Here is a 19,978-nt window from a genome sequence, read left to right on the forward strand (position 1 = left end):
CTCCTTGTCGTTTCACACGTGCAGCAGCAAGTGCTTGCGTTCCCACGAACTGATGACGCGGAAATACGCTTCGTATTCGGTTTCCTTGAGCGCGAGGTACGCGCGCACGAACTTCTCGCCGAGAATGCCGTTGAGCGGCTCGCAACCGGCCATCAGCGTGATGCCTTCTTCCAGATTGCGCGGCAGCTGGTAGGGCAGGGAATAGCCGTCGCTCACGAGCGGTTCGGTCGGCTTGAGGTGCTGCGTCATGCCGAGATAGCCCGCCGCGAGCGTGGCCGCGATGGCGAGGTACGGGTTGCAGTCCACGCCCGGAATGCGGTTTTCCACACGGCGCGCGGCCGGCGACGAATACGGCACGCGAAAGCCCACGGTGCGGTTGTCGTAACCCCAGGCCACGTTGATGGGCGCGGCCATGAAGCGCGAGAGACGGCGATACGAATTGATGTACGGCGCGAAGATCGGCATGAGCGCGGGCGTGTACTTTTGCAAACCCGCGATATACGCATGGAACATGTCGGTGGGCTTGCCGTCCGGGCCCGTGAAGAGGTTCTGGCCGCTTTCCGAGCTCACGAGACTCTGATGCACGTGCATGGCCGAACCCGGCTCGTTCTCCATGGGCTTCGCCATGAACGTGGCGTACATGTGATGACGCAATGCCGCTTCGCGCACCGTGCGTTTGAAGAGGAACACGCGGTCGGCGAGATTGAGCGGATCGCCGTGCAGGAAGTTGATTTCCATCTGCGCCGCGCCCACTTCGTGAATGAGCGTGTCGACTTCCAGCTCCTGAATATCGCAGTACTCGTAGATGTCTTCGAAGAGCGGATCGAACTCGTTCACCGCTTCGATCGAATACGCCTGGCGGCCGGTTTCCGGGCGCCCTGTGCGGCCGATCGGCGGCGCGAGCGGAATGTCCGGGTCCTTGTTCATGTCGACGAGATAGAACTCCAGTTCCGGCGCGATCACGGGCTTCCAGCCCTTCGCTTCGTAGAGTTCGAGCACGCGGCGCAGCACCCGGCGCGGCGAGATTTCCACGGGCGAGCCGTCGAAGTGCACGCAGTCGTGAATCACCTGCGCCGTGGGATCGACCGCCCACGGAATGATGCGGATAGTGGAAGCGTCGGGCACGCACACCATGTCGGGGTCGGTGACGCCCGTGAGGCTGCCGTCTTCGGGGTAGTCGCCGGTAACGGTCTGGATCATCACCGCTTGCGGCAGCCGCATGGATTCGCCCGACTCGAACTTGCTGCGCGGAATGATCTTGCCGCGCGCGATGCCCGCCATGTCGGGAATGATGGCTTCGATTTCAGTGATGCGGTGTTTCTTCAGGAATTCGTCGATGTCGTGCATGATCGTTCTCTCTGTTCTGTAGGGGCCGGCATCAAGCGTGTTTGGCGCGCGGTGTTCGCGCCAGCATGCGGTTGCGGCAGGCGTCGCCAAAGGCGCCGAAAATCGCGGTGGAAAGGGCGTTTTCAGCGTGTTTCCATTCCGGGTGCCATTGCACGCCAAGCGCGAAAGTCGCTGCGCGCGCAACGATCACGGCTTCGATCAGGCCATCGGGTGCGTAAGCTTCTGCTACCAGTCCCGCGCCGAGCCGTTCAATGCCCTGGCCGTGCAGCGAATTGACTTGCACGTCGCGCGCATTCCCGGCGAGTTGTTGCAGCAGGCCGCCTTCAGCAAGCTTCACGGTATGCGCGGGTCCGTATTGCCGATCGAGCGCGTCGGCCTTGTTCTCGCGATGATCGGTGTAGCCCGCCACCGCGTGCACCTGTTGATGCAGCGTGCCGCCGAACACCACGTTCATCTCCTGAAAGCCGCGGCAAATCGCAAGTACGGGCACGCCTGCGTCGATCGCGGCACGCATGAGCGGCAGCGTGGTGGCATCGCGATGCGGATCGTGAAGCGTGTCCGTCTCGCTCGCCTGGCTGCCATAACGATGCGGCTCCACGTTCGAATAGCTGCCCGTGAAGAGCAGGCCGTCCACGGCTTCGAGAATGTCGCTGGCGCGTTGGCGTTCGCCGAGCGCGGGCAGCACGAACGCGAGAGCGCCCGCGCCGTCCACGGCGGCAAGGAGGTACTTCTCGCCGCTGACATGCGAGGCATGCGGGCCCATCATCGTGCGGTCGGCGGTAATGCCTATCAATGGTCTGGTTCGCATAACTAACGTTTCACTTCCAGGCCCGCGAGATCTTGATGATATCGGCGGGCGTGACATGACCTTGCTGGCTTTGCGGTGCAGGCAAAGCGGCAAACCCGGAATGCTATGCGCGTAGCGACGCTAACGCATGGCGCTGCGCGTGGAGATCAGGTAGGCGGTTCGTTTCTTGCCGGTATGCGGTGCGACTGTGTTCAGACGAGCGCAGCCGCGACGCTTTCGCGCGAGCCAGCAGGCCGCGAAAAGACGACGAAAAACAGACAGACGGCAGTAACGAACGGCGCGGGAAGGAAAGGCGCTAGGGCAGGAGCGACGCGACTTCGTCCGTATGGACGGCGATGAACGCGCGTGCGGAGACGGCGTTGTGACGACGCACCGAGCGACGGGAAAGGATTGTGAAGACGGACAGGAACAGGCGAGAGGCAAGCCTGCCGCTAGTGCCGTCGGCGATGGCGGTGCAGTCACTGCGAAGACACCTCGCATGACTACGATCCCATCTCACCAGAGGGCCACGGACTCTCACAATAACACTCGCTGATTACGTTAATTTAGACGTTCGATTTAAAACATTCGATATGTTCAATGCATTGAATCATTCACATATTGAGCGATCAATGTATTGCGCACCGAATGCGATCGACTCTCAGGTTCTTTGCCTTGCACGCCGCGTTTTGCGCCGCAACGTGCCTTAAACAAGGGCTGTTCGATCTGTAGTCCAGCATATACGAGCCAAAAAGGGCGTCAATTATTTTTTTACGTTTTTTATGTCAGCACTTTCCCGATGGGTTCAATCGAGAGATGACTCTTATTAGAGAACTCACTCTCTATGCGGAATAGACGCCTACAAGAAGTGACGCTTCGTGATATTTCGAATAACTTACAGGGGTTTGTACTGACGCAAAAAACGGCAAACTGATTAGAATATTCAACACGTCCGCCGCGTCGTGCCCACGCGCGCTTTCTGCCAACGGTCTTCCACGTGTCCGAGTCCGCCTCCGTCTCCACCGAAGTCGCCACGCGTTTGCGGCATGTTCGCAAACGATACGGTCTCTCGCAACGCGAGCTGGCCAAACGCGCGGGCGTGACGAATGGTGCGATCTCACTCATCGAACAAAGTCGAGTCAGTCCCTCGGTGGGTTCGTTGAAGAAGTTGCTCGAATGCATTCCCATGAGTCTCGCGGAATTCTTCACGTTCGATCTGGATGAGGGCGCGAGCATCGTGTCGCGGCGCGGCGAGATGCCCAACCTCGGCAACGAGTCGATCCAGTTCTATCTGGCGGGCGCGAACGTGAGGGACCGCAACATGGGCATTCTTCGCGAGGTGTATCAGCCGCTTGCCGATACTGGTCCCGAGATGCTCACCCACGCCGGTCATGAAGGCGGCGTGGTCGTATCGGGCCAACTCGAACTGACCGTGGACAGCACCACGTGGCTGCTGGACCCCGGCGACAGCTATTACTTCGAAAGTCGCTTCCCGCACCGTTTCCGCAATCCCAGCGCGGACGACATCTGCGAAGTGGTCTCGGCGAATTCGCCGCCCACTTTCTGATCGTTCCGAACGCGCGTATTCGAGTCGCCGGTGTACGCCGCGCAGGCAGCGGTGCGCGCCGCGAATCGTCAATCATTGAGGCATCCTGATGGAAAAGAAAACATTCGCTTACTGGCAGGACAAGGCCGCGACGCTATCGATCGAAGGTCGCGCATTCATCGACGGCGCGTATCGCGACGCATATTCGGGCCGCACGTTCGAGTGCGTGAGTCCGATCGATTCGCGCGTGCTGGCCAACGTGGCGGACTGTGGCGCGGCCGACGTGGATGCGGCCGTGGGCGCCGCGCGTCGCGCATTCGAGGCGGGCGTGTGGGCCGGCCTCAATCCGCGCGCCCGCAAGGCCGTGCTGCAGCGCTGGGCCGCGCTCATGCGTGAGCATCTCGACGAACTCGCGTTGCTCGAAACCCTCGACGCGGGCAAGCCCATCGGCGACACCACCACGGTGGACGTGCCGGGCGCGGCGTATTGCGTGGAGTGGTTCGCGGAAGCCATCGACAAGGTGGGCGGCGAGGTCGTGCCCGCCGATCATCATCTCGTGGGCCTCGTCACGCGCGAACCCATCGGCGTGGTGGCCGCCGTGGTGCCGTGGAATTTCCCCATCCTGATGGCGTCGTGGAAGTTCGGTCCCGCGCTCGCGGCCGGCAATAGCGTCGTGCTCAAACCTTCTGAAAAGTCGCCGCTCACGGCCATTCGCGTGGCGCAACTCGCGCACGAAGCGGGCATTCCGGCGGGCGTCTTCAACGTGTTGCCGGGCGGCGGCGAACCGGGCAAATTGCTGGGCTTGCATAGCGATGTCGATTGCATCGCGTTCACGGGATCGACCAACGTGGGCAAGCAGATCATGCAGTACGCGGGCCAGTCGAACCTCAAGCGCGTGTGGCTCGAACTGGGCGGCAAGTCGCCCAATATCGTACTGCCCGATTGCCCCGACCTCGACCGTGCAGCCAGTGCCGCGGCCAGCGCGATCTTCTACAACATGGGCGAAATGTGCACGGCGGGTTCGCGTCTGCTCGTGCATCGCGAGATCAAGGAAGTCTTTCTGGCCAAGCTCGTGGAGGCAGCCAAAGCGTATATCCCTGGGAATCCTCTGGATCCGAAGGTGTCGATGGGAGCGATCGTCGACAAGGTCCAGCTCGATCGCGTGCTGCACTATATTGATGCGGGCCGCAAGGACTCGAAACTACTGGTGGGCGGCGAGCGCGTGAATGCGGAAAGCGGCGGCTTCTATGTCGAGCCCACGGTGTTCGACACGCATCACGACACGAAGATCGCGCGCGAGGAAATTTTCGGGCCGGTGCTGTCGGTCATCACGTTCAGTACCATCGACGAAGCGGTGCGCATCGCCAACGAAAGCGCTTACGGGTTGGCGGCGGCGGTGTGGACCGCGAATCTTACGCACGCGCACGAGATCTCGCGACGCTTGCGCGCGGGCACGGTGTGGGTGAATTGCTACGACGAAGGCGGCGACATGAACTTCCCGTTCGGCGGCTTCAAGGAGTCGGGCAACGGCCGCGACAAGTCGCTGCACGCGCTGGAGAAGTACACGGAGTTGAAGTCGACGCTCGTGCGTCTGCGTTAAACGCGGAGCCGGAGAAGCAGAAGCCGCGCTGAAGGCGCAATGCCTTCAGCGCTCCACCAGCACGCCGAGATTTTTGCGCACGCGTTGAAGCATGCTGCTGAACTGCTCCGCCTCCTCGGGCGTGAAGCCCGCGAGCGCTTCCGACTGCACCTCGTCGCCCACGCGGCGCGCGCCCGTGAGCACAGCCTCGGCCTTTGGCGTGAGGCTCACCATCAGTTCGCGGCGATCGTTGGGGTTGGGCGTGCGCTCGACCCAGCCGCCTTCCTCCATGCGTTCGAGCAGCCGCCCCGCGGAGATCGGCGCGACTTCAAGCAGTTCGGCGAGGCTCGCCTGGTTCATGTCGCCGTAGTGGGCGAGGTACGCGATCATGCGGCATTGCGCGCGCGTGAGTTCGATCGACGACTTGGCCAGCTCGTCGTAACGTTTGCCGTACAGGCGCCCCACTTCGATCACCAGGAAGCCGAAGCGCTTTTCGAGGTCGGTAGTCATCGCGCGATTATACGGGCGCGCGCGCCCGCGATGTCGGCCGCCAACTCCCCATCGATACCAATTGCGCGGGCGGCGCCGATTCGTATAATAAGCACGCTTATTATTATTCGACGCTTCGCTCTCACCACCATGACGGCACGATGACAGCAGTCTCGCAAGCAGCGCCACACCCGGAGGCACCGCTCAATCGCGGCATGATCACGCTCTCGATCATGCTCGCCACCTTGATGCAAACGCTCGACAGCACGATCGCCAACGTCGCGCTGCCGCACATGCAAGGCACGCTCTCGGCTTCGCAGGACGAGATCACGTGGGTGCTCACCTCGTATATCGTCGCGGCGGCCATTGCCACGCCGCTCACGGGCTGGCTCGCGGATCGCTACGGCGTGAAGACGCTGCTGAACGTGGCCGTGGTGGGTTTCACCATCGCTTCGGCGCTATGCGGGCTTTCGGAAACGCTGGGCGAGATCGTGGTTGCGCGGCTGTTGCAGGGCGTGTTCGGCGCCTCGCTGGTGCCGCTCTCGCAGTCGATTCTTCTCGACATCAATCCACGCGAAAAACAAGGCCAGGCCATGGCCGTGTGGGGCATGGGCGTGATGGTCGGCCCCGTGCTCGGCCCCACGCTCGGCGGCTGGCTCACCGACAGCTACAACTGGCGCTGGGTGTTCTTCATCAACGTGCCAGTGGGGCTGTTCGCGTTCTTCGGCGTTTCCACGTTTCTGCCTTCGCGCACGCCCGCGCGCGAGCAGCGCTTCGACGTATTCGGCTTCGCCACGCTCGCGCTCGCTATTGGCGCATTGCAGGCCATGCTCGATCGCGGCGAGCAACTCGACTGGTTCGGCTCGCTGGAGATTCGCATCGAGGCGCTGCTCGCGGCGCTCTCGTTCGCGTTCTTCATCGTGCATACGGCCACGTCCGGGCCGAACACCTTCTTCCGCTATCAGCTACTCAAGGATCGCAACTTCGCGACCGGCACGTTCTTCATCTTCGTAATCGGCGCCGTGCTGTACGCCACGCGAGCGCTGTTGCCGCCGATGCTGCAAAACCTCATGGGCTATCCCGTCGCGACCACGGGACTGGTGACGGCGCCGAGCGGCGCGGGCACCATGATTGCCATGCTGATCGCGGGACGCATGCTCAAGCACGTGGATGCGCGCGCGATGCTGCTGTTCGGCTTTGCCGTTTCCGCGTATGCGCTGTGGCAGATGATGCAGTACACGATCGTGCTTTCCGCTTCGGATATCGTGTGGCCGGGCGTCGTGCAGGGCTTCGGCCTGGGCTTCGTGTTCGTGCCGCTTTCGGCGCTCACGTTCTCCACGCTCACGCCGCAATTGCGCGCCGACGGTACCGCCACGTACAGCCTCATGCGCAATATCGGCAGCAGTATCGGCATTTCGATCGTGCAGACCTTTGTCACGCGTGGCACGCAAATCGCCCATTCCGATCTCGCCGCGCATATCACGCCGTTCAATCCGGCCGTGCAGCCGATGCTCGAAAACGGCTCGCGTTACGACCTGGCCGTGCTGAATCAGTCAATCACGCAGCAGGCGGAAATGATCGCGTATCTCAACGACTTCAAGATGATGTTCGTCGCGACCTTGCTGGTGATTCCGCTGCTCGTGCTGATCCGTCCTTCGGCGAGCGCGTCTTCCGCCGATACGAGCCACGCCGCCATGGATTGAGCGCTTTCAGGGCGCGAACGCTGCACCACGCGTGCGGCACGATGTTTGCTGAGGTGTAGCCAACCCTATCGATCAGGAGAATCGACGATGAACCGGCTCCGCAGCGCCAAGCGCTCTTTTCTCGCCATCACCGTAATCTTTACCGCGCTGGGCACCGGCGCCTGCACGCTCGGCGGCGCGGCCGCGGGCGGTTATGTCGGCAATCGGGCGACCAACGGCAGCGCGGTCGGCACCGTGGGCGGCGCGGTGGCAGGCGGTGTGATTGGTCACGAACTCGGCAAGTAACCAGTAAGTTCGCCATTCGACCGTATTCGCCAAAGATGGAAGCGGCGTAAAAAAAGCGCGCGCATCGTGTTTCGATGCGCGCGCCTTGCGTTGCTTATTCGACTGCTTATTTCACTGCGCCCAGCGCCAGACCTTTCACCATGTAGCGCTGGAGCCACGCGAACACCACGGAAACGGGCAGGGTGGCCGCGAGCGTGGCCGCCATCACCAATTGCCATTCCACCGTATATTTACCAGCCACCATGTCGGTGACTTGTACGGTGAGCGTTTTGTTTTCGGGCGAACGAATGAGCGTGTACACCACGGCAAACTCATTCCACGCGCTAATGAACGTGAAGATGGCCGTGACCACCACCGCTGGCACCGCGAGCGGCAAAAACACGCGAAATACCGCGCCCGTGCGGCTGCATCCTTCGAGCCACGCCGACTCTTCCAGGTCGCGCGGCACCGTCTGGAAATACGACGAGAGCATCCACACCGCGAACGCGATATTGAACGCCGCATACGACACGATCACGCCGATTTTCGAATCGACGAGATTGCCGTCGCCATACGGAATCATCGCGGCGAGGCGGAACAGACCCACCACCAGCAGAATGGGCGAGAGCATTTGCGTGACGAGCAGGAATTGCCGGTACAGGCCGCGCCCGCGAAACGGGAAGCGCGCGAGCGCATAGGCGGCGGGCAAACTCACTGCCAGCGCGAGCGCCGTCGAAAGACAACTCACTACGATGCTATTGCGCAGCGCCACGCCGAAATTCGCGGCTTGCCACATATCCACGTAGTTTTGCCAGCGCCATTGCACCGGCAACCAGCGCGCCGGATACACAAACACTTCCGAAGCCGGCTTGAACGACGTGAAGAACATCACGGCAAAGGGGAACAGCACGGCCACCACGAGTGGCGAAAGCGCAAGCCAGCACCAGATGGAACGTTTGAGCTTGCGGTTCATGCGAGGTCTCCTTGTGCGTCGCCGCGCTTGCCTTGCACGCGCAAATAGGCCACCGAGAAAGCGAACAGAATGACGAGCATGACGAGCGAGACCGCCGCGGCTTCGCCCGGCCGCCCCAATCTGAAACCGAGTTCGTAGAGATACGTGACGAGAATGTGCGTGCTGTCGTCGGGGCCGCCTTGCGTCATCACCCAGATGATCGGAAACGAGTTGAACACGTAGATCACGTTGAGCAGTATCGCCATGTTGATGAACGGCTTCAGGAGCGGCAGCGTGAGCTGGCGAAATTGTTGCCAGGCGCTTGCGCCGTCGATGCGGGCGGCTTCGTAGATATCGCCCGGTACTGAAGACAAACCGCCGATCAGAATCGTGGTCGTGAACGGAATCGACACGAGAATACCCACGGCGATTTCCACCGGAAACGCGTATTCGGGCGTGGCGAGCCAGTGAATCGGCCCGGCCACGAGCCCGAGTTTTTGCAGCGTGACGTTGACCATGCCGTAGTCGTCGTTGAAGGCCCAGCGCCAGACCACGGCCGTCATGGTGAGCGACACCGACCACGGCAGCATGATGATCGTGCGCGCCACGCCGCGGCCGTAAAAGTCCTGATTGAGCACGAGCGCGACGGGCACGGAAATCCCCACGGTGCCCACCACCACGAAGAACGTCCAGATCACGGTGTTCTTCAACGCCGTCAAAAACACCGGGTCGCCGAACACGTTGTAGAAGTTTTGCAGCCCGCTGAAATCGCGGATCTGCCCGAAACGCGAAACATCGTGCACGGACTGCCACACGATGTTGAAGATGGGATAGCTGATGATGAACAGCGCGAGCACGAGACTCGGCACGATCAGGAGCCAGGGCGCGCGAGGCGTGGAAACGGCACGGGGTGAGCGGCTCATGCGGGTAGGGGCGCGTGTTCGTTCGGCGGCGTCGCCCGGAGCGGCTTCGGCCGGCGACGGCTTGAGGGGACCCGTAGTCATGTCGAATCGTCGAGGCTTCGAAACGTCGTTACGGCGGTTAGCGGACAAACCGGCGCGCGCCGTTGCGAGGCGCGCGCCGGTTGTTCAGGTGCTGCGTAAAAGCGAACTTACTTGTTGAGCGACTTGTTGGCTTCCGTGGCCGCCTGGTTCAGCGCGTCGGCGGGCTTGGCCTTGCCGAGGTAGATCGACTGCATCGCGTTGCTCACGGCCTTCGCGGTGTCTTCCCAGCCGGTGACCGTGGGTGCGAAGTGCGCGTGCGGCAGCAGGGCGACGAACGCCTTCGTGTCCGGGTCGTTGAATGCCGGGTCGGTGGCTTCGGCCTTGGTGGTGGGCAGGAAGCCTTCCGTGCTCGTGAACTCCACGCGCGGACCCTTCGTGAACAGGAAGTCGAGGAACTTCCAGGCGCTCTTCTTCACCTTCGAGTTCTTGAACATCATGATCGAGTCGGTGACCGCGTAGGTCGCTTCCGTCGTGCCAACCGGGATCGGGTCGATGCCGTACTTGATGTTCGGGGCTTCCTTCTTCAACTGCTTCGCAAGGAACGGCGCCGAGATCATCATCGCCACGCGGCCTTGCTTGAAGAGGTTCTGCACGTCTTCGCGGCTATAGCCCGTGACGCCCGGCTCCGTGAGGCCCTGGTCGATCATCGACTTGTAGAGCGTGGCGGCCTTGATGCCGGCCGGCGAGTTGAACGCGGCCTTGCCGTCCTTGCCTACCACGTCGCCGCCGTTGGTCCAGAGCGCGTAGTAGTAGTAGACGTCCGTTTCGATCTCCTTGCCTTGCAGACCGAAGCCGGCAATGCCCTTGGCCTTGAGCTTTTTCGACGCTTCGATCACGTCGTTCCAGGTTTTCGGACCGTTGGGATAGCCGACGGATGCCAGCATGTCCTTGTTGTAGTAGAGCGCGCGAGCGGAGGCGGCGATCGGCAGGCCGTAGATCTTGCCGTTGATTTCACCCGGCGCGAGGAACGGCCCGATAAAACGCGCCTTGAAGTTCGCGTCCATGTACGGGTCGAGCGGTTCGGCGATGTCGTCCTTCACGAAGTCGAGCAGCCAGCGCGTACCGATGATCGCGAGGTCGGCGTTGGCGCCGCCGGAGATGTCCGTTTGCAGCTTCTGTTGCAGCGAGTCCCAGTTGACGTCTTCGATCTTGATCGTGGTGCCGGGGTTGGCCGCCTCGAACTGCTTGGCCATTTTCTCGAAGTACGGGGCGGTGGCGTCGCTGTAGTGCGCGACGGTCACGCGGACCGTGTCGGCGTGCGCCGCGACGGTGATGCCCGCGAACGCGAGCGCGACGGCGAGCTTGCCGAGCGTGGTGGTTGCACGTGCCTGAAACGACATCTCTCTCTCCTTGCTGGGTGGTTTTTCCTGCTTATGCCGCCGCCTGTTTGCTGACTTCCCGGCGCTGGGTTGCGTTGTTTGAAAAAATCCTACAGGATGAAAAAAACAATGTCACCTGGTAATCTCGATATTGTTTTCCGTCACGGAATTTGCCTAACATGCTGTAAAAAAGGGGAAATTCATGCGGCGCAACAGCGCGGTAGGATCCGTGTTAACCCGCGTTTGCCTCCTCTAACGTCATTCGTATGTAGGAAATTTTCAGGTTTGCCGGCGCGATCCGGCGGACCGCACGGAGAGTTCACATGAGCCGGGTTGTGCTGGTGACAGGCGCGAGCGGCGGCATCGGCCGCGCGCTGTGCAAGCGATTTGTCGAAGCGGGCGACGCCGTGATCGCGCTCGATCGCAACGCGGAGGGCGTGGCGTCGCTCGCAGCCGGATTCGACGCGGGGAAACTCACGGCGCTCGAAGCCGACATCGGCAATCAGGAATCGGTCCTCAAGGCGCTGGCGCAGGGCGTGGCGGCGCGCGGCGCTATCGACGTGGTGGTGGCGAACGCGGGCGGCGCGCTCGGCACCACGCTCGCGCACACCGACGCGGCCGCGTGGCGGCGCGACATCGACCTCAATCTCAACGGTACGTACTACACGATCGAGGCCGTGCGCGAGGCGATGATCGAGCGCAAGCGTGGCGCGATCGTGCTGATCGGCTCCGTGAACGGTTTGACGTCGCTCGGTCACCCCGCGTACAGCGCGGCAAAGGCGGGCCTCGTGAGTTACACGAAGGCGCTCGCGATGGAGCTGGGGCCGCACGGCATTCGCGCCAACATCGTGTGCCCCGGCACCGTGAAGACGCCGGCATGGCGCGCGCGCGTGGCGCAGCATCCGCAGATTTTCGAGGAACTGAGCAAGTGGTATCCGCTCGGCGACGTGGCCGAACCGGAAGATATCGCCGATGCCGCGTACTTTCTCGCCTCGCCGCAAGCGCGCGTGATCACGGGCGTGGCGCTGCCCGTGGACGCGGGCCTCATGGCCGGCAACCGGTTGATGGCGAACGAACTCACGCTCGACCCGTATTGATCCGCCCGGGTCGCGCGTATCGCATGAGTCATTAGACATCCGAACTAAAACACGTCGTACGCACACACGCACGCACGCACGCACGCACACACGCACGAGGACAGCATGGCAGCGGTACAACTGAACGGCATCTACAAGCGTTACGGCGACAATCAGGTCGTGCACGGTATCGATCTCGACATCGCCGACGGCGAGTTCGTCGTGCTCGTCGGCCCTTCGGGCTGCGGCAAGACCACGCTGATGCGCATGATCGCGGGCCTCGAGGACATCAGCGGCGGCGACCTGACGATCGGCGGCACGCGCGCGAACGCCTTGCCGCCGCAGCAGCGCAATATCTCGATGGTGTTCCAGAGCTATGCGCTGTACCCGCATCTCTCGGTGTACGACAACATCGCGTTCGGCCCGCGCATTCGCAAGGAGCGCGAGGACGGCTTCAAGCCGCGTATCGAGGCGGCCGCGAAAATGCTCAATCTCTCGGGCTATCTGGAGCGTTTGCCGCGCGCGTTGTCGGGTGGCCAGCGTCAGCGTGTGGCCATGGGGCGCGCGGTCGTGCGCGAGCCTTCGCTGTTTCTCTTCGACGAGCCGCTGTCGAATCTCGACGCCAAATTGCGCGTGCAGATGCGCACCGAAATCAAGGCGCTGCATCAACGCTTGCGCAATACCGTGGTGTACGTCACGCACGACCAGATCGAAGCGATGACGATGGCGGACCGCATCGTCGTGATGAATGCCGGGCGTATCGAGCAGATCGGCCGGCCGCTCGATCTGTACGACAAGCCGGCGAACCTGTTCGTCGCGAGCTTTCTCGGCTCGCCCTCGATGAACTTCGCCTCCGGCGCGGTGATGAGCGACGCGCGCGGCACGGCGCTCGTGCTCGACGACGGCGCGCGCATTCCGTTGCCCGAAGGCCGCGTGCCGGCCAACGCGCGCGTGACGCTCGGCGTGCGGCCCGAGCATGTCGAAGCGGGCGGCGACGTGCCGTTCAATGTCGAAGTGATCGAGCCGACTGGCGCCGAGACCCACTTGTACGGGAAAATAGGCGGTTCGACCTGGTGCGTCACGACGCGCGCGCGTCCGGACATTGCGCCGGGCCAGCGCATGACGCTCGGATTGCCTCTCGCGCACCTGCATCTGTTCGATACCGAAAGCGGCAAGCGGCTCGATTGAAGCAACGGCTCGCGTCGAAGGATTGCGGGCGCCTCGTCTCTTCCACGGGAAAAACAGCTTGCCGGTCTCCAACCTGATCCATCACATCCGCAATGTCGCGGAGTCGCTGCGCCCCGCCGAGCGCAAGGTCGCGGACATGGTGCTCGCCGACATCGACTTCGCGATGCGCGCGAGCATCACCGAACTCGCGTTGCGCGCGGAAGTGTCCGAGCCCTCGGTCACGCGCTTTTGCCGCGCGGTGGGCGCGCACGGCCTGCGCGACTTCAAGATGCGGCTCGCGCAGAGCGCGGCGGGCAACGTGCCGTTCGCGCTCGCCACGGAGATGGCGGCCGAAAGCGGCGGCGCGAACTGGGGCGGCGAGATCGGCACGCTGCTGGACAAGGTCACCGAGTCGGTCGTGCAAGGCGTGACGCACGCGCGCGCGTCGCTCGATCCGGCGGTGTTCGAGGCGGCCGTGGCCGCGCTGGGCAGCGCGCGGCGCGTGTATTTCTTCGGCGTGGGCGCGGGCTCGGGGCTCGTGGTGCAGGACGCGGCGCTGCGCATGCTGCGGCTCGACATTGCCGCGAGCGCCTTCACCGACGCGCATTTGCAGCGTCTTTACGCAGGCCTGCTGGAACCCGGCGACGTGGCGTTCGCGATCTCGCAGTCGGGGCGCAGCGTGGAAGTGAACGAGAGCATCCAGATCGCGAAGGAGCGTGGCGCGACCACCATCGCGCTCACGAGCGCGGGCTCGCGCCTCGCGTGGGTCGTCGACATTCCGCTGCTGTTGCGCGTACCCGCCGCGGCGGATCCGCATGCGCCCGCCGTGGTGCGCATCGCGCATCTGGCGGTGCTCGACGCGCTGGCGCTGGGCGTGTCGCTCGGTTTGGGGCCGAAGGCGCTGGCGAAAATGCGCGACGCGCAGGCAAGAAGCGATGGCGTCGCGGACGACGGGGCGGCGGTGGGGGTGCCGGAGGGGGGACGGTGAATAGGGCTGAAATACGACGCGAATAAATCGGTTGAGTCTTATTCGCACTCTTTACGAGAGCTGAATCAATCGATAGGGAGTTGGCTGAGTCGGTCTGTTCGATTCCCGCTTAGGCTCGCTTTTTTTACTCACTTCGTCGCGCGCCGCGATGAAAAACGAGGTGAAAAGTGAGTCGACCGTCCTTTTCGGCTGCGTGGGCAGCCTCCATGCGTATTTACGATCCTGCTGATCCCGGCAAAAAAGTAGCCGAAGTCATTGGCGGCAATGTGGCAAAAAACATAAATAGCCCCGAAGTCGCCACTCGCTGGAGCAATACTTGTGCGGTCCGCATGAGTTATATCCTGAACGAAGCAGGGCTGGCAATTCCGGCCATGACGGGAAAAACAGTATCGGGTGCGGACAAGCGGCAATATTTTTTTCGCGTCAAAGATCTGATCGTGTTTCTCAAGCATCGTTGGGGGCAAGCGGAAGTCGTGGCGTATCCCCCTTCGGGTGGTGGAACGCTCGCGGAAAAGAAGGGTGTGATTTTGTTCGAGGTTTCTGGCTGGTCCGATGCGGCCGGACACGCGACCTTATTCGACGGAAAATCTTGCTACGACCACTGTTATTTCAACGAGCCGGAAGTGAAATATCGCACCGATCGCGCGAACTTTTGGAGCTTGATGTGACAAAGCGTTCCGTCGTGGCGTTGATCGCTGCGCTGTTCGCGCTGGGTTCAGGGGCTGCCTGGGCAAACGGCGTTTCGCCCAAAGCGCCATCGCGAAGCACCACGCAGAATTTCAAGGACATGGTGCTCGCCACGTGTATCGCGACGGCCTACAAGAACGATAGCAACAGCGCCAAAGACGCCGGCAGCAGCGCAAGCGCGTTGCGCGACTGGACCGAATACGACTTGAACGCCGCGCCAGATGCAATCAACGCGCTGGTCAATCATTATCTATCGCTCGACTATCACAACCCATTGGCCGACGCGGAAATCGCAGGCGTTCGCTTCGACTTGCTGAAGTGTCTCGATCTGTACCACAGCCAGGCATTGAGCGCGCTCGCCGGGCGTCTGGTGAGCGCGCCGCGCCGTTAGCGCGAAGTCTTAAAGCGGGGCAGCCGGCGTGTTGTCCCGCAACCTCAACCTCACCGGCATCCGCTCCGGCACCATCGTAAACGCCTGCACCTCACGAATCTGCGCTTCGTCGATCGCCAGTTCCACACTAAACGACTTCATCAGCATCGAAAGCGCGAGCCGCATTTCCACCGTCGCGAGATGCCTCCCCGGACACACGCGCGCGCCCGCGCCAAACTGCAGATACGCGCGCACGTCATGCGCCTTTTCTTCGGCGCCGGTGCCCGCTTCGCGCTTCATCCAGCGCCACGGATCGTAGCGCAGCGGATCGGCGAAATGCTTCGCGTCGAGCATCGCGGGCCGCGCGACGAAGAACATCCGCGTGCCCTTCGGCAGGGCCACCCCGTCGAGCACAACGTCTTCGAGCGGCTCGAACGAATGCACGGACGCCACCGGCCGCAAGCGCGTCGCTTCAATGCAGATCGCCTCGAACATGTCGAGGTCCTTCAGCGTCGCGTAGTCGGGGCACACGGTCGCCGCGCCCAGCACGCGCTGCGCTTGCTCGCCCAGATGCCGCTGCAAACCAGCGTCGGCGGCGAGATACGGCAGCGTCCACGCGATCGAATCGGCGGTCGTGTCCTCGCCCGCGAGCAGCAGCGTGAGCGCGTTCGCGCAGATCTGCGCGTCGGTGACGGGCGCGCCCGCGGCCTGCTGCATCAGCATCGCCTCGAGCAGATTGCGCGGCATGGCCGGGGCATCCGGCGGCGTTTCGGGCGGATCGTCGCGCAGGCGTTCGCGCGCGCGTTCGAGCATCGCGCGCACGTAGCGATGCACCTCCTCGAGCGAGCGATCGAGCGCGCGGTCGCGCGGCAGCTTCACGTAGCGCCAGTACGGAAACAGCGCGTTGATGCGGCCCATCACGCCCGGCAGGATGCGTTCGAGATGCTCCTGGATCACGCCGTGATCGCGCTCGAGCGTGCGCGGGTCTTCGCCGAACGCCAGCGCGCTCGTCACGTCGACGGTAAAGCGCTTGAGGTCTTCGGTCATCTCCACGATCTCGCCGCGTTGCGCCGCGCGCAGCCAGCGCGCGTGCAGGCGCTGCGTGATCTCGGCGAGGGTCGGGTAGAACGCCTTGATGTTGGGAATCGAGAGCGCCTGCATCACGAGCTTGCGCTGCGGTTCCCACGCCGCGCCTTCGGCCGAGAAGAGCCCGTTGAAACCCATTTCGTCGAACACGGCTTCGACCGGTTGATAACGCCGGTAGCGATGCGGCCGCTCGCGCATGATCTGCTGGATCAGCTCGGTGTCGGTCCAGATGGTGATGGGAATATTGCCGATCTGGAAGCGATACGGCGTGCCGAGTTCCGCGGCCCACTGTTCGAGAATCTGGTGCAGGCGCGGCGGCGCAAGCTGCAAGAGATTGCCGATGACGGGCAGTCCGCGCGGGCAGGGCAGATCGGCGACCTGGCGCGTCGCGCGGGCGGGGGAAGCGGTACTCATCGGCGGTCCTCGAGGTGTGGCATGGCCGGCTGCCGGCGCAGCGAGTGACGGCATCGAAGGGCGCCGTTGCCGACGCCTGGCATGGGCTTGCGTGCACGACGACGCGTGCGGGGGTGGCGTTCTGTCAGGCGATGATAGCAGCGTCCGCCATATACCCGAACCGGCGCGACAGGCGTTCCGCCGCGGCCACGAGCGCCTGCGCCGCCGAGCCTTCGCGCGCGATGTCGAGGCTGCCCGACGGTCCCATCACCGCGAGCACGAGGCACACGCTGCCCGTGTGGTCGAACACCGGCGCCGCCACCGTGCTGATGCCGGGAATGGGCTTGTCGAGCGCGGTGTCGAGGCCGAGCGTGCGGATCGTCGCGAGCCGCGCGAGGTAATCGGGCGTCGCGCCGTCGCCGGGATTCGCGCCCGCGAGGCGCAGCGCGTCCTGCGCGAGCAGCGCCGCGCGCACGTCGTCGTCGAGCCACGCGGCGAGCACCCGGCCGATCGCCGTATTGACGAGCGACATCACCGTGCCGGGGCGCAGGCTCACGTGCAGCGGCAATGCCGATTCTTCGAGCCGCACGACGGTCGGCCCGAGCGGTCCCGGCACCGCGAGCGCGACGCTCATCGCCGTGACGGCCGCGAGGCCGACGAGTTCGGCGTCGGCTTCGCGCACCGGCGAGAGGCGCGCGAGCCCGATCAGCCCGAGTTCGAGGCTGAGCGGTCCGGCTTCGTAACGGCCGGCCGCGTCGCGCGCGAGCAGGCCGATCTTCTGCAAGCTCACGAGATGCGGGAACGCCTTCGCGGGCGCCATGCCTGCCGCCGCCGCGAGGTCGCGCAGCGAGAGCGGCGCGCCGGCCGCGACCAGCGCCGCGAGCAGGTCGCCGGTCACGTCGAGCGACTGAATGCCGCGCTGAGGCTTTTCGGCGGCGTCGGCGGGTTCCGTGGTGTCGGCGATTGCTGCGGCCTCGGGCGCCTGGTGAGTGCTCACTCGGGTCATGTCGATGTCGATGGAAAAGCGGCTGCGGCGATCTCGGCGGCGGCGTCGCACAGCGCGCGCACGACCGCGCCGTTCGGGCGCACGTCGAGCGCGCCGCTCGCGCCGATCGCCGTGAGCGTCAGGCTCAGTTCGCGCCGCGCGCCGAGCACCGGCACGCAGACGCTGCTCACGCCGGGGCTGGGCGCGTCGATGCCGCGTTCGTAGCCGCGTGCGCGGATCGACTCGAGCGTTGCGGCGAACGCGGCGTCGGGCGCCGCTGGCACCGTGGGCGTGGCCTGCGCGTTGTGGGCGGCGTGCGGCATGCCGCGCCAGACCGGCTGCGCCGTCTGGGTCGCCCACATCGCCCGCAACGCCTCGGGGGCGAGGAACGCGCAGAACACGCGGCCCGTGGACGTGGCCGGCAGCGACATCACCGTACCTACGTGCAGATTCACGTGCAGCGGCAGGCTCGCGTGCTCGTAGCGCACGATCGTCGGTCCCTGCGGCCCGGCGATGCACAGCGCCACGCTGCAATTGAGCGCCTGCGCGAGCGCGGCCGCGCGCGGCACGGCTTCGCGCAGCGCAGGCTGTTGCGCGAGATGCAGCAAACCGAGACGCAGCGCGAGCGGACCCGGCTCGTAGCGGCCCGACAGCGCGTCGCGTTTGATCAGACCGAGGCGCGTGAGGCTCACGAGATACGCGTGCGCCTGGCTCGACGGGATCTCGCCGCTGGCCGCGAGATCGCTGGGCGCGAGCGGCGCGCGCGCGTCGGCGAGCGCGCGCAGCAGGCGGCCGCCCACTTCCACGCTCTGAATGCCGCGTTGCGTGCGACCCGGCGCGGCGGCGGTTTCCGCGCCGGTCTCGGTCCCGGACGCGGGCGCGGCGGTCGGCTCGGATCCGGCGCTCTCGTTGCGACGTCTCATTCGCGCTTTGCTCCGGCTAAAAAAGGTCCATGTTAACTGATGGACGGCGCGCTATGGCACGCCGCGATGTCGACATCGACATGATGCGGCGTGCGTGAGAAATTAACCAAGAGCGATGTAATTCGCTATTGACAAATAAAACGACGAGCGCGATCATGGCCTCACCCCGGCACAACCGCCGTTCGATTCACTATATAAACGGGGCGAGACACTGCGATTGGCGCGCCCGCGTCCGGCCGCCCGCGTTCGCCCCGCCCCGGCTTTTCGAGCCCCTCGATACGGAGACTCACCATGGCAAAGGCGTTCGCTTCCCAGGCCGACCTCGAAGAAAAGAAGGTCACGTTCACGCAACTTTCCGATAACGCCTACGCGTACACGACCGAAGGCGACCCGAACTCGGGCGTCATCATCGGCGACGACGGCGTGCTGATCGTCGACACCACGGCCACGCCCGCCATGGCGAAGGATCTCATCGCGAAGATTCGCAGCGTCACCGACAAACCCATCAAATATGTCGTGCTCTCGCACTATCACGCGGTGCGCGTGCTGGGCGCTTCGGCGTATTTCGAGGAAGGCGCGCAGCAGATCATCGCGAGCCGCGGCACCTACGAGATGATCGTCGAGCGCGGCGAGCAGGACATGAAGTCGGAAATCGAGCGCTTCCCGCGCCTGTTCGCCGGTGTCGAAACGGTGCCGGGCCTCACGTGGCCCACGCTCGTGTTCGAGAAGGAAATCACGCTGTTCCTCGGCAAGCTCGAAGTGAAGATCGCGCATCTCGGCTCGGGTCACACCAAGGGCGACACGGTCGTGTGGCTGCCGTCGCAGAAGGTGCTGTTCTCGGGCGATCTCGTGGAATACGACGCGGCCTGTTATTGCGGCGACGCCCAGCTCGCCGAGTGGCCCGCGACGCTCGAAGCCCTGCGCGCGCTGCAAGCCGAAAAGCTCGTGCCGGGTCGCGGCCCCGCGCTGCTCAATCCCGCCGAAGTGAACAAGGGCCTCGACTATACGAAGGACTTCGTCACGACGCTGCTCGCGCAAGGCCGCGCGGCCGTCGAGAAAAAGCTCGACCTCAAAGGGGCGATGGCGCTCACGCGCGAGGCGATGGACCCGAAGTTCGGCCACGTGTTCATCTACGAGCATTGCCTGCCGTTCGACGTGACGCGCGCGTACGACGAAGCGAGCGGCCTCACGCATCCGCGTATCTGGACCGCGCAGCGCGACAAGGAAATGTGGGACGCGCTGCAGGATTGATCGCGGGAAAGCGGAAAACGGAGACGTCCGTGCTAGCGATCGACAGCGGCATGGGACCGGAG

20 protein-coding genes are annotated in these 19,978 nt (G+C 63.9%); 10 read left to right on the forward strand and 10 right to left on the reverse strand.

Going from position 1 to position 19,978, the window contains the following annotated elements; translation table 11 throughout:
* Positions 1-12 precede the first annotated feature (12 nt).
* The 3 genes from FAZ98_RS19180 to FAZ98_RS35655 all read right to left on the reverse strand — a co-directional run bounded on the left by FAZ98_RS19180 (position 13) and on the right by FAZ98_RS35655 (position 2,675).
* A complete protein-coding gene (locus tag FAZ98_RS19180; protein ID WP_158952889.1) occupies positions 13-1,347 on the reverse strand; it encodes a glutamine synthetase family protein in 1,335 nt (444 codons plus the stop codon).
* A gap of 31 nt (positions 1,348-1,378) precedes the next feature.
* Positions 1,379-2,155, reverse strand: coding sequence for a gamma-glutamyl-gamma-aminobutyrate hydrolase family protein (locus FAZ98_RS19185; RefSeq protein WP_158954061.1), 777 nt, complete (start codon positions 2,153-2,155; stop codon positions 1,379-1,381).
* A 295-nt stretch (positions 2,156-2,450) separates the two neighbouring features.
* A complete protein-coding gene (locus tag FAZ98_RS35655; protein ID WP_233272741.1) occupies positions 2,451-2,675 on the reverse strand; it encodes a hypothetical protein in 225 nt (74 codons plus the stop codon).
* Positions 2,676-3,131: 456 nt separating this feature from the next.
* Here FAZ98_RS35655 and FAZ98_RS19190 point away from each other — a divergent pair, with 456 nt between their 5' ends.
* Together FAZ98_RS19190 and FAZ98_RS19195 are read left to right on the forward strand one after the other, a co-directional pair.
* Positions 3,132-3,701, forward strand: a complete 570-nt coding sequence (locus FAZ98_RS19190; protein ID WP_158952891.1) for a cupin domain-containing protein — start codon at positions 3,132-3,134, stop codon at positions 3,699-3,701.
* Between the two features lie 88 nt (positions 3,702-3,789).
* Complete coding sequence (locus tag FAZ98_RS19195) at positions 3,790-5,280, forward strand: aldehyde dehydrogenase (protein WP_158952893.1); 1,491 nt, start codon at positions 3,790-3,792, stop codon at positions 5,278-5,280.
* Positions 5,281-5,325: 45 nt separating this feature from the next.
* On the opposite strand, the gene FAZ98_RS19200 is transcribed toward FAZ98_RS19195, so the two are convergent.
* Complete coding sequence (locus tag FAZ98_RS19200) at positions 5,326-5,769, reverse strand: MarR family winged helix-turn-helix transcriptional regulator (protein ID WP_158952895.1); 444 nt, start codon at positions 5,767-5,769, stop codon at positions 5,326-5,328.
* Between the two features lie 140 nt (positions 5,770-5,909).
* Between FAZ98_RS19200 and FAZ98_RS19205 the strand changes: the two genes are divergently transcribed.
* Positions 5,910-7,451, forward strand: coding sequence for a DHA2 family efflux MFS transporter permease subunit (locus FAZ98_RS19205; protein WP_158952896.1), 1,542 nt, complete (start codon positions 5,910-5,912; stop codon positions 7,449-7,451).
* Positions 7,452-7,538: 87 nt separating this feature from the next.
* Complete coding sequence (locus tag FAZ98_RS19210; protein WP_158952898.1) at positions 7,539-7,736, forward strand: glycine zipper 2TM domain-containing protein; 198 nt, start codon at positions 7,539-7,541, stop codon at positions 7,734-7,736.
* A gap of 106 nt (positions 7,737-7,842) precedes the next feature.
* Here the strand turns inward: FAZ98_RS19210 and FAZ98_RS19215 are convergent, their stop codons facing one another.
* The 3 genes from FAZ98_RS19215 to FAZ98_RS19225 form a co-directional block, all read right to left on the reverse strand.
* Positions 7,843-8,688, reverse strand: coding sequence for a carbohydrate ABC transporter permease (locus FAZ98_RS19215; RefSeq protein ID WP_158952899.1), 846 nt, complete (start codon positions 8,686-8,688; stop codon positions 7,843-7,845).
* Positions 8,685-9,590: a carbohydrate ABC transporter permease gene (locus tag FAZ98_RS19220; protein ID WP_158954063.1), complete on the reverse strand. Its 906-nt coding sequence runs from the start codon at positions 9,588-9,590 to the stop codon at positions 8,685-8,687. The genes FAZ98_RS19215 and FAZ98_RS19220 overlap by 4 nt, the downstream gene beginning before the upstream one ends.
* A 188-nt stretch (positions 9,591-9,778) precedes the next feature.
* On the reverse strand, positions 9,779-11,011 hold the full coding sequence (locus FAZ98_RS19225) for an ABC transporter substrate-binding protein (RefSeq protein WP_158952901.1): 1,233 nt from the start codon (positions 11,009-11,011) through the stop codon (positions 9,779-9,781).
* Positions 11,012-11,313: 302 nt separating this feature from the next.
* Between FAZ98_RS19225 and FAZ98_RS19230 the strand changes: the two genes are divergently transcribed.
* The 5 genes from FAZ98_RS19230 (at position 11,314) to FAZ98_RS19250 (ending at position 15,299) form a co-directional block, all read left to right on the forward strand.
* The gene (locus tag FAZ98_RS19230; protein ID WP_158952903.1) at positions 11,314-12,087 is read left to right on the forward strand and encodes an SDR family oxidoreductase; all 774 of its coding nucleotides are present in this window, start codon (positions 11,314-11,316) and stop codon (positions 12,085-12,087) included.
* A 105-nt stretch (positions 12,088-12,192) separates the two neighbouring features.
* Positions 12,193-13,254, forward strand: coding sequence for an ABC transporter ATP-binding protein (locus tag FAZ98_RS19235; RefSeq protein ID WP_158952905.1), 1,062 nt, complete (start codon positions 12,193-12,195; stop codon positions 13,252-13,254).
* A gap of 58 nt (positions 13,255-13,312) precedes the next feature.
* Positions 13,313-14,221, forward strand: coding sequence for a MurR/RpiR family transcriptional regulator (locus FAZ98_RS19240; RefSeq protein ID WP_158952906.1), 909 nt, complete (start codon positions 13,313-13,315; stop codon positions 14,219-14,221).
* A 206-nt stretch (positions 14,222-14,427) separates the two neighbouring features.
* Complete coding sequence (locus tag FAZ98_RS19245; RefSeq protein ID WP_199272351.1) at positions 14,428-14,889, forward strand: type VI secretion system amidase effector protein Tae4; 462 nt, start codon at positions 14,428-14,430, stop codon at positions 14,887-14,889.
* A 14-nt stretch (positions 14,890-14,903) separates the two neighbouring features.
* Positions 14,904-15,299: a type VI secretion system amidase immunity protein Tai4 gene (locus FAZ98_RS19250; RefSeq protein ID WP_233272742.1), complete on the forward strand. Its 396-nt coding sequence runs from the start codon at positions 14,904-14,906 to the stop codon at positions 15,297-15,299.
* Between the two features lie 9 nt (positions 15,300-15,308).
* Here the strand turns inward: FAZ98_RS19250 and FAZ98_RS19255 are convergent, their stop codons facing one another.
* The 3 genes from FAZ98_RS19255 to FAZ98_RS19265 all read right to left on the reverse strand — a co-directional run bounded on the left by FAZ98_RS19255 (position 15,309) and on the right by FAZ98_RS19265 (position 18,665).
* Positions 15,309-16,778: a cytochrome P450 gene (locus FAZ98_RS19255; RefSeq protein WP_158952910.1), complete on the reverse strand. Its 1,470-nt coding sequence runs from the start codon at positions 16,776-16,778 to the stop codon at positions 15,309-15,311.
* A gap of 124 nt (positions 16,779-16,902) precedes the next feature.
* Positions 16,903-17,763 (reverse strand): IclR family transcriptional regulator, encoded by an 861-nt coding sequence (locus tag FAZ98_RS19260; protein ID WP_158952911.1) that lies wholly within the window; start codon positions 17,761-17,763, stop codon positions 16,903-16,905.
* Positions 17,760-18,665 (reverse strand): IclR family transcriptional regulator, encoded by a 906-nt coding sequence (locus tag FAZ98_RS19265; protein ID WP_158952913.1) that lies wholly within the window; start codon positions 18,663-18,665, stop codon positions 17,760-17,762. Before FAZ98_RS19265 ends, FAZ98_RS19260 begins: the two co-directional genes overlap by 4 nt.
* Before the next feature lie 291 nt (positions 18,666-18,956).
* Between FAZ98_RS19265 and FAZ98_RS19270 the strand changes: the two genes are divergently transcribed.
* Entirely contained in the window at positions 18,957-19,916 is a 960-nt protein-coding gene (locus tag FAZ98_RS19270) for an MBL fold metallo-hydrolase (RefSeq protein ID WP_158952915.1), read from the forward strand.
* Positions 19,917-19,978: the final 62 nt, after the last annotated feature.

Origin of the sequence: Paraburkholderia acidisoli, assembly GCF_009789675.1 — a bacterium.
Taxonomy (GTDB): Bacteria; Pseudomonadota; Gammaproteobacteria; order Burkholderiales; family Burkholderiaceae; genus Paraburkholderia; species Paraburkholderia acidisoli.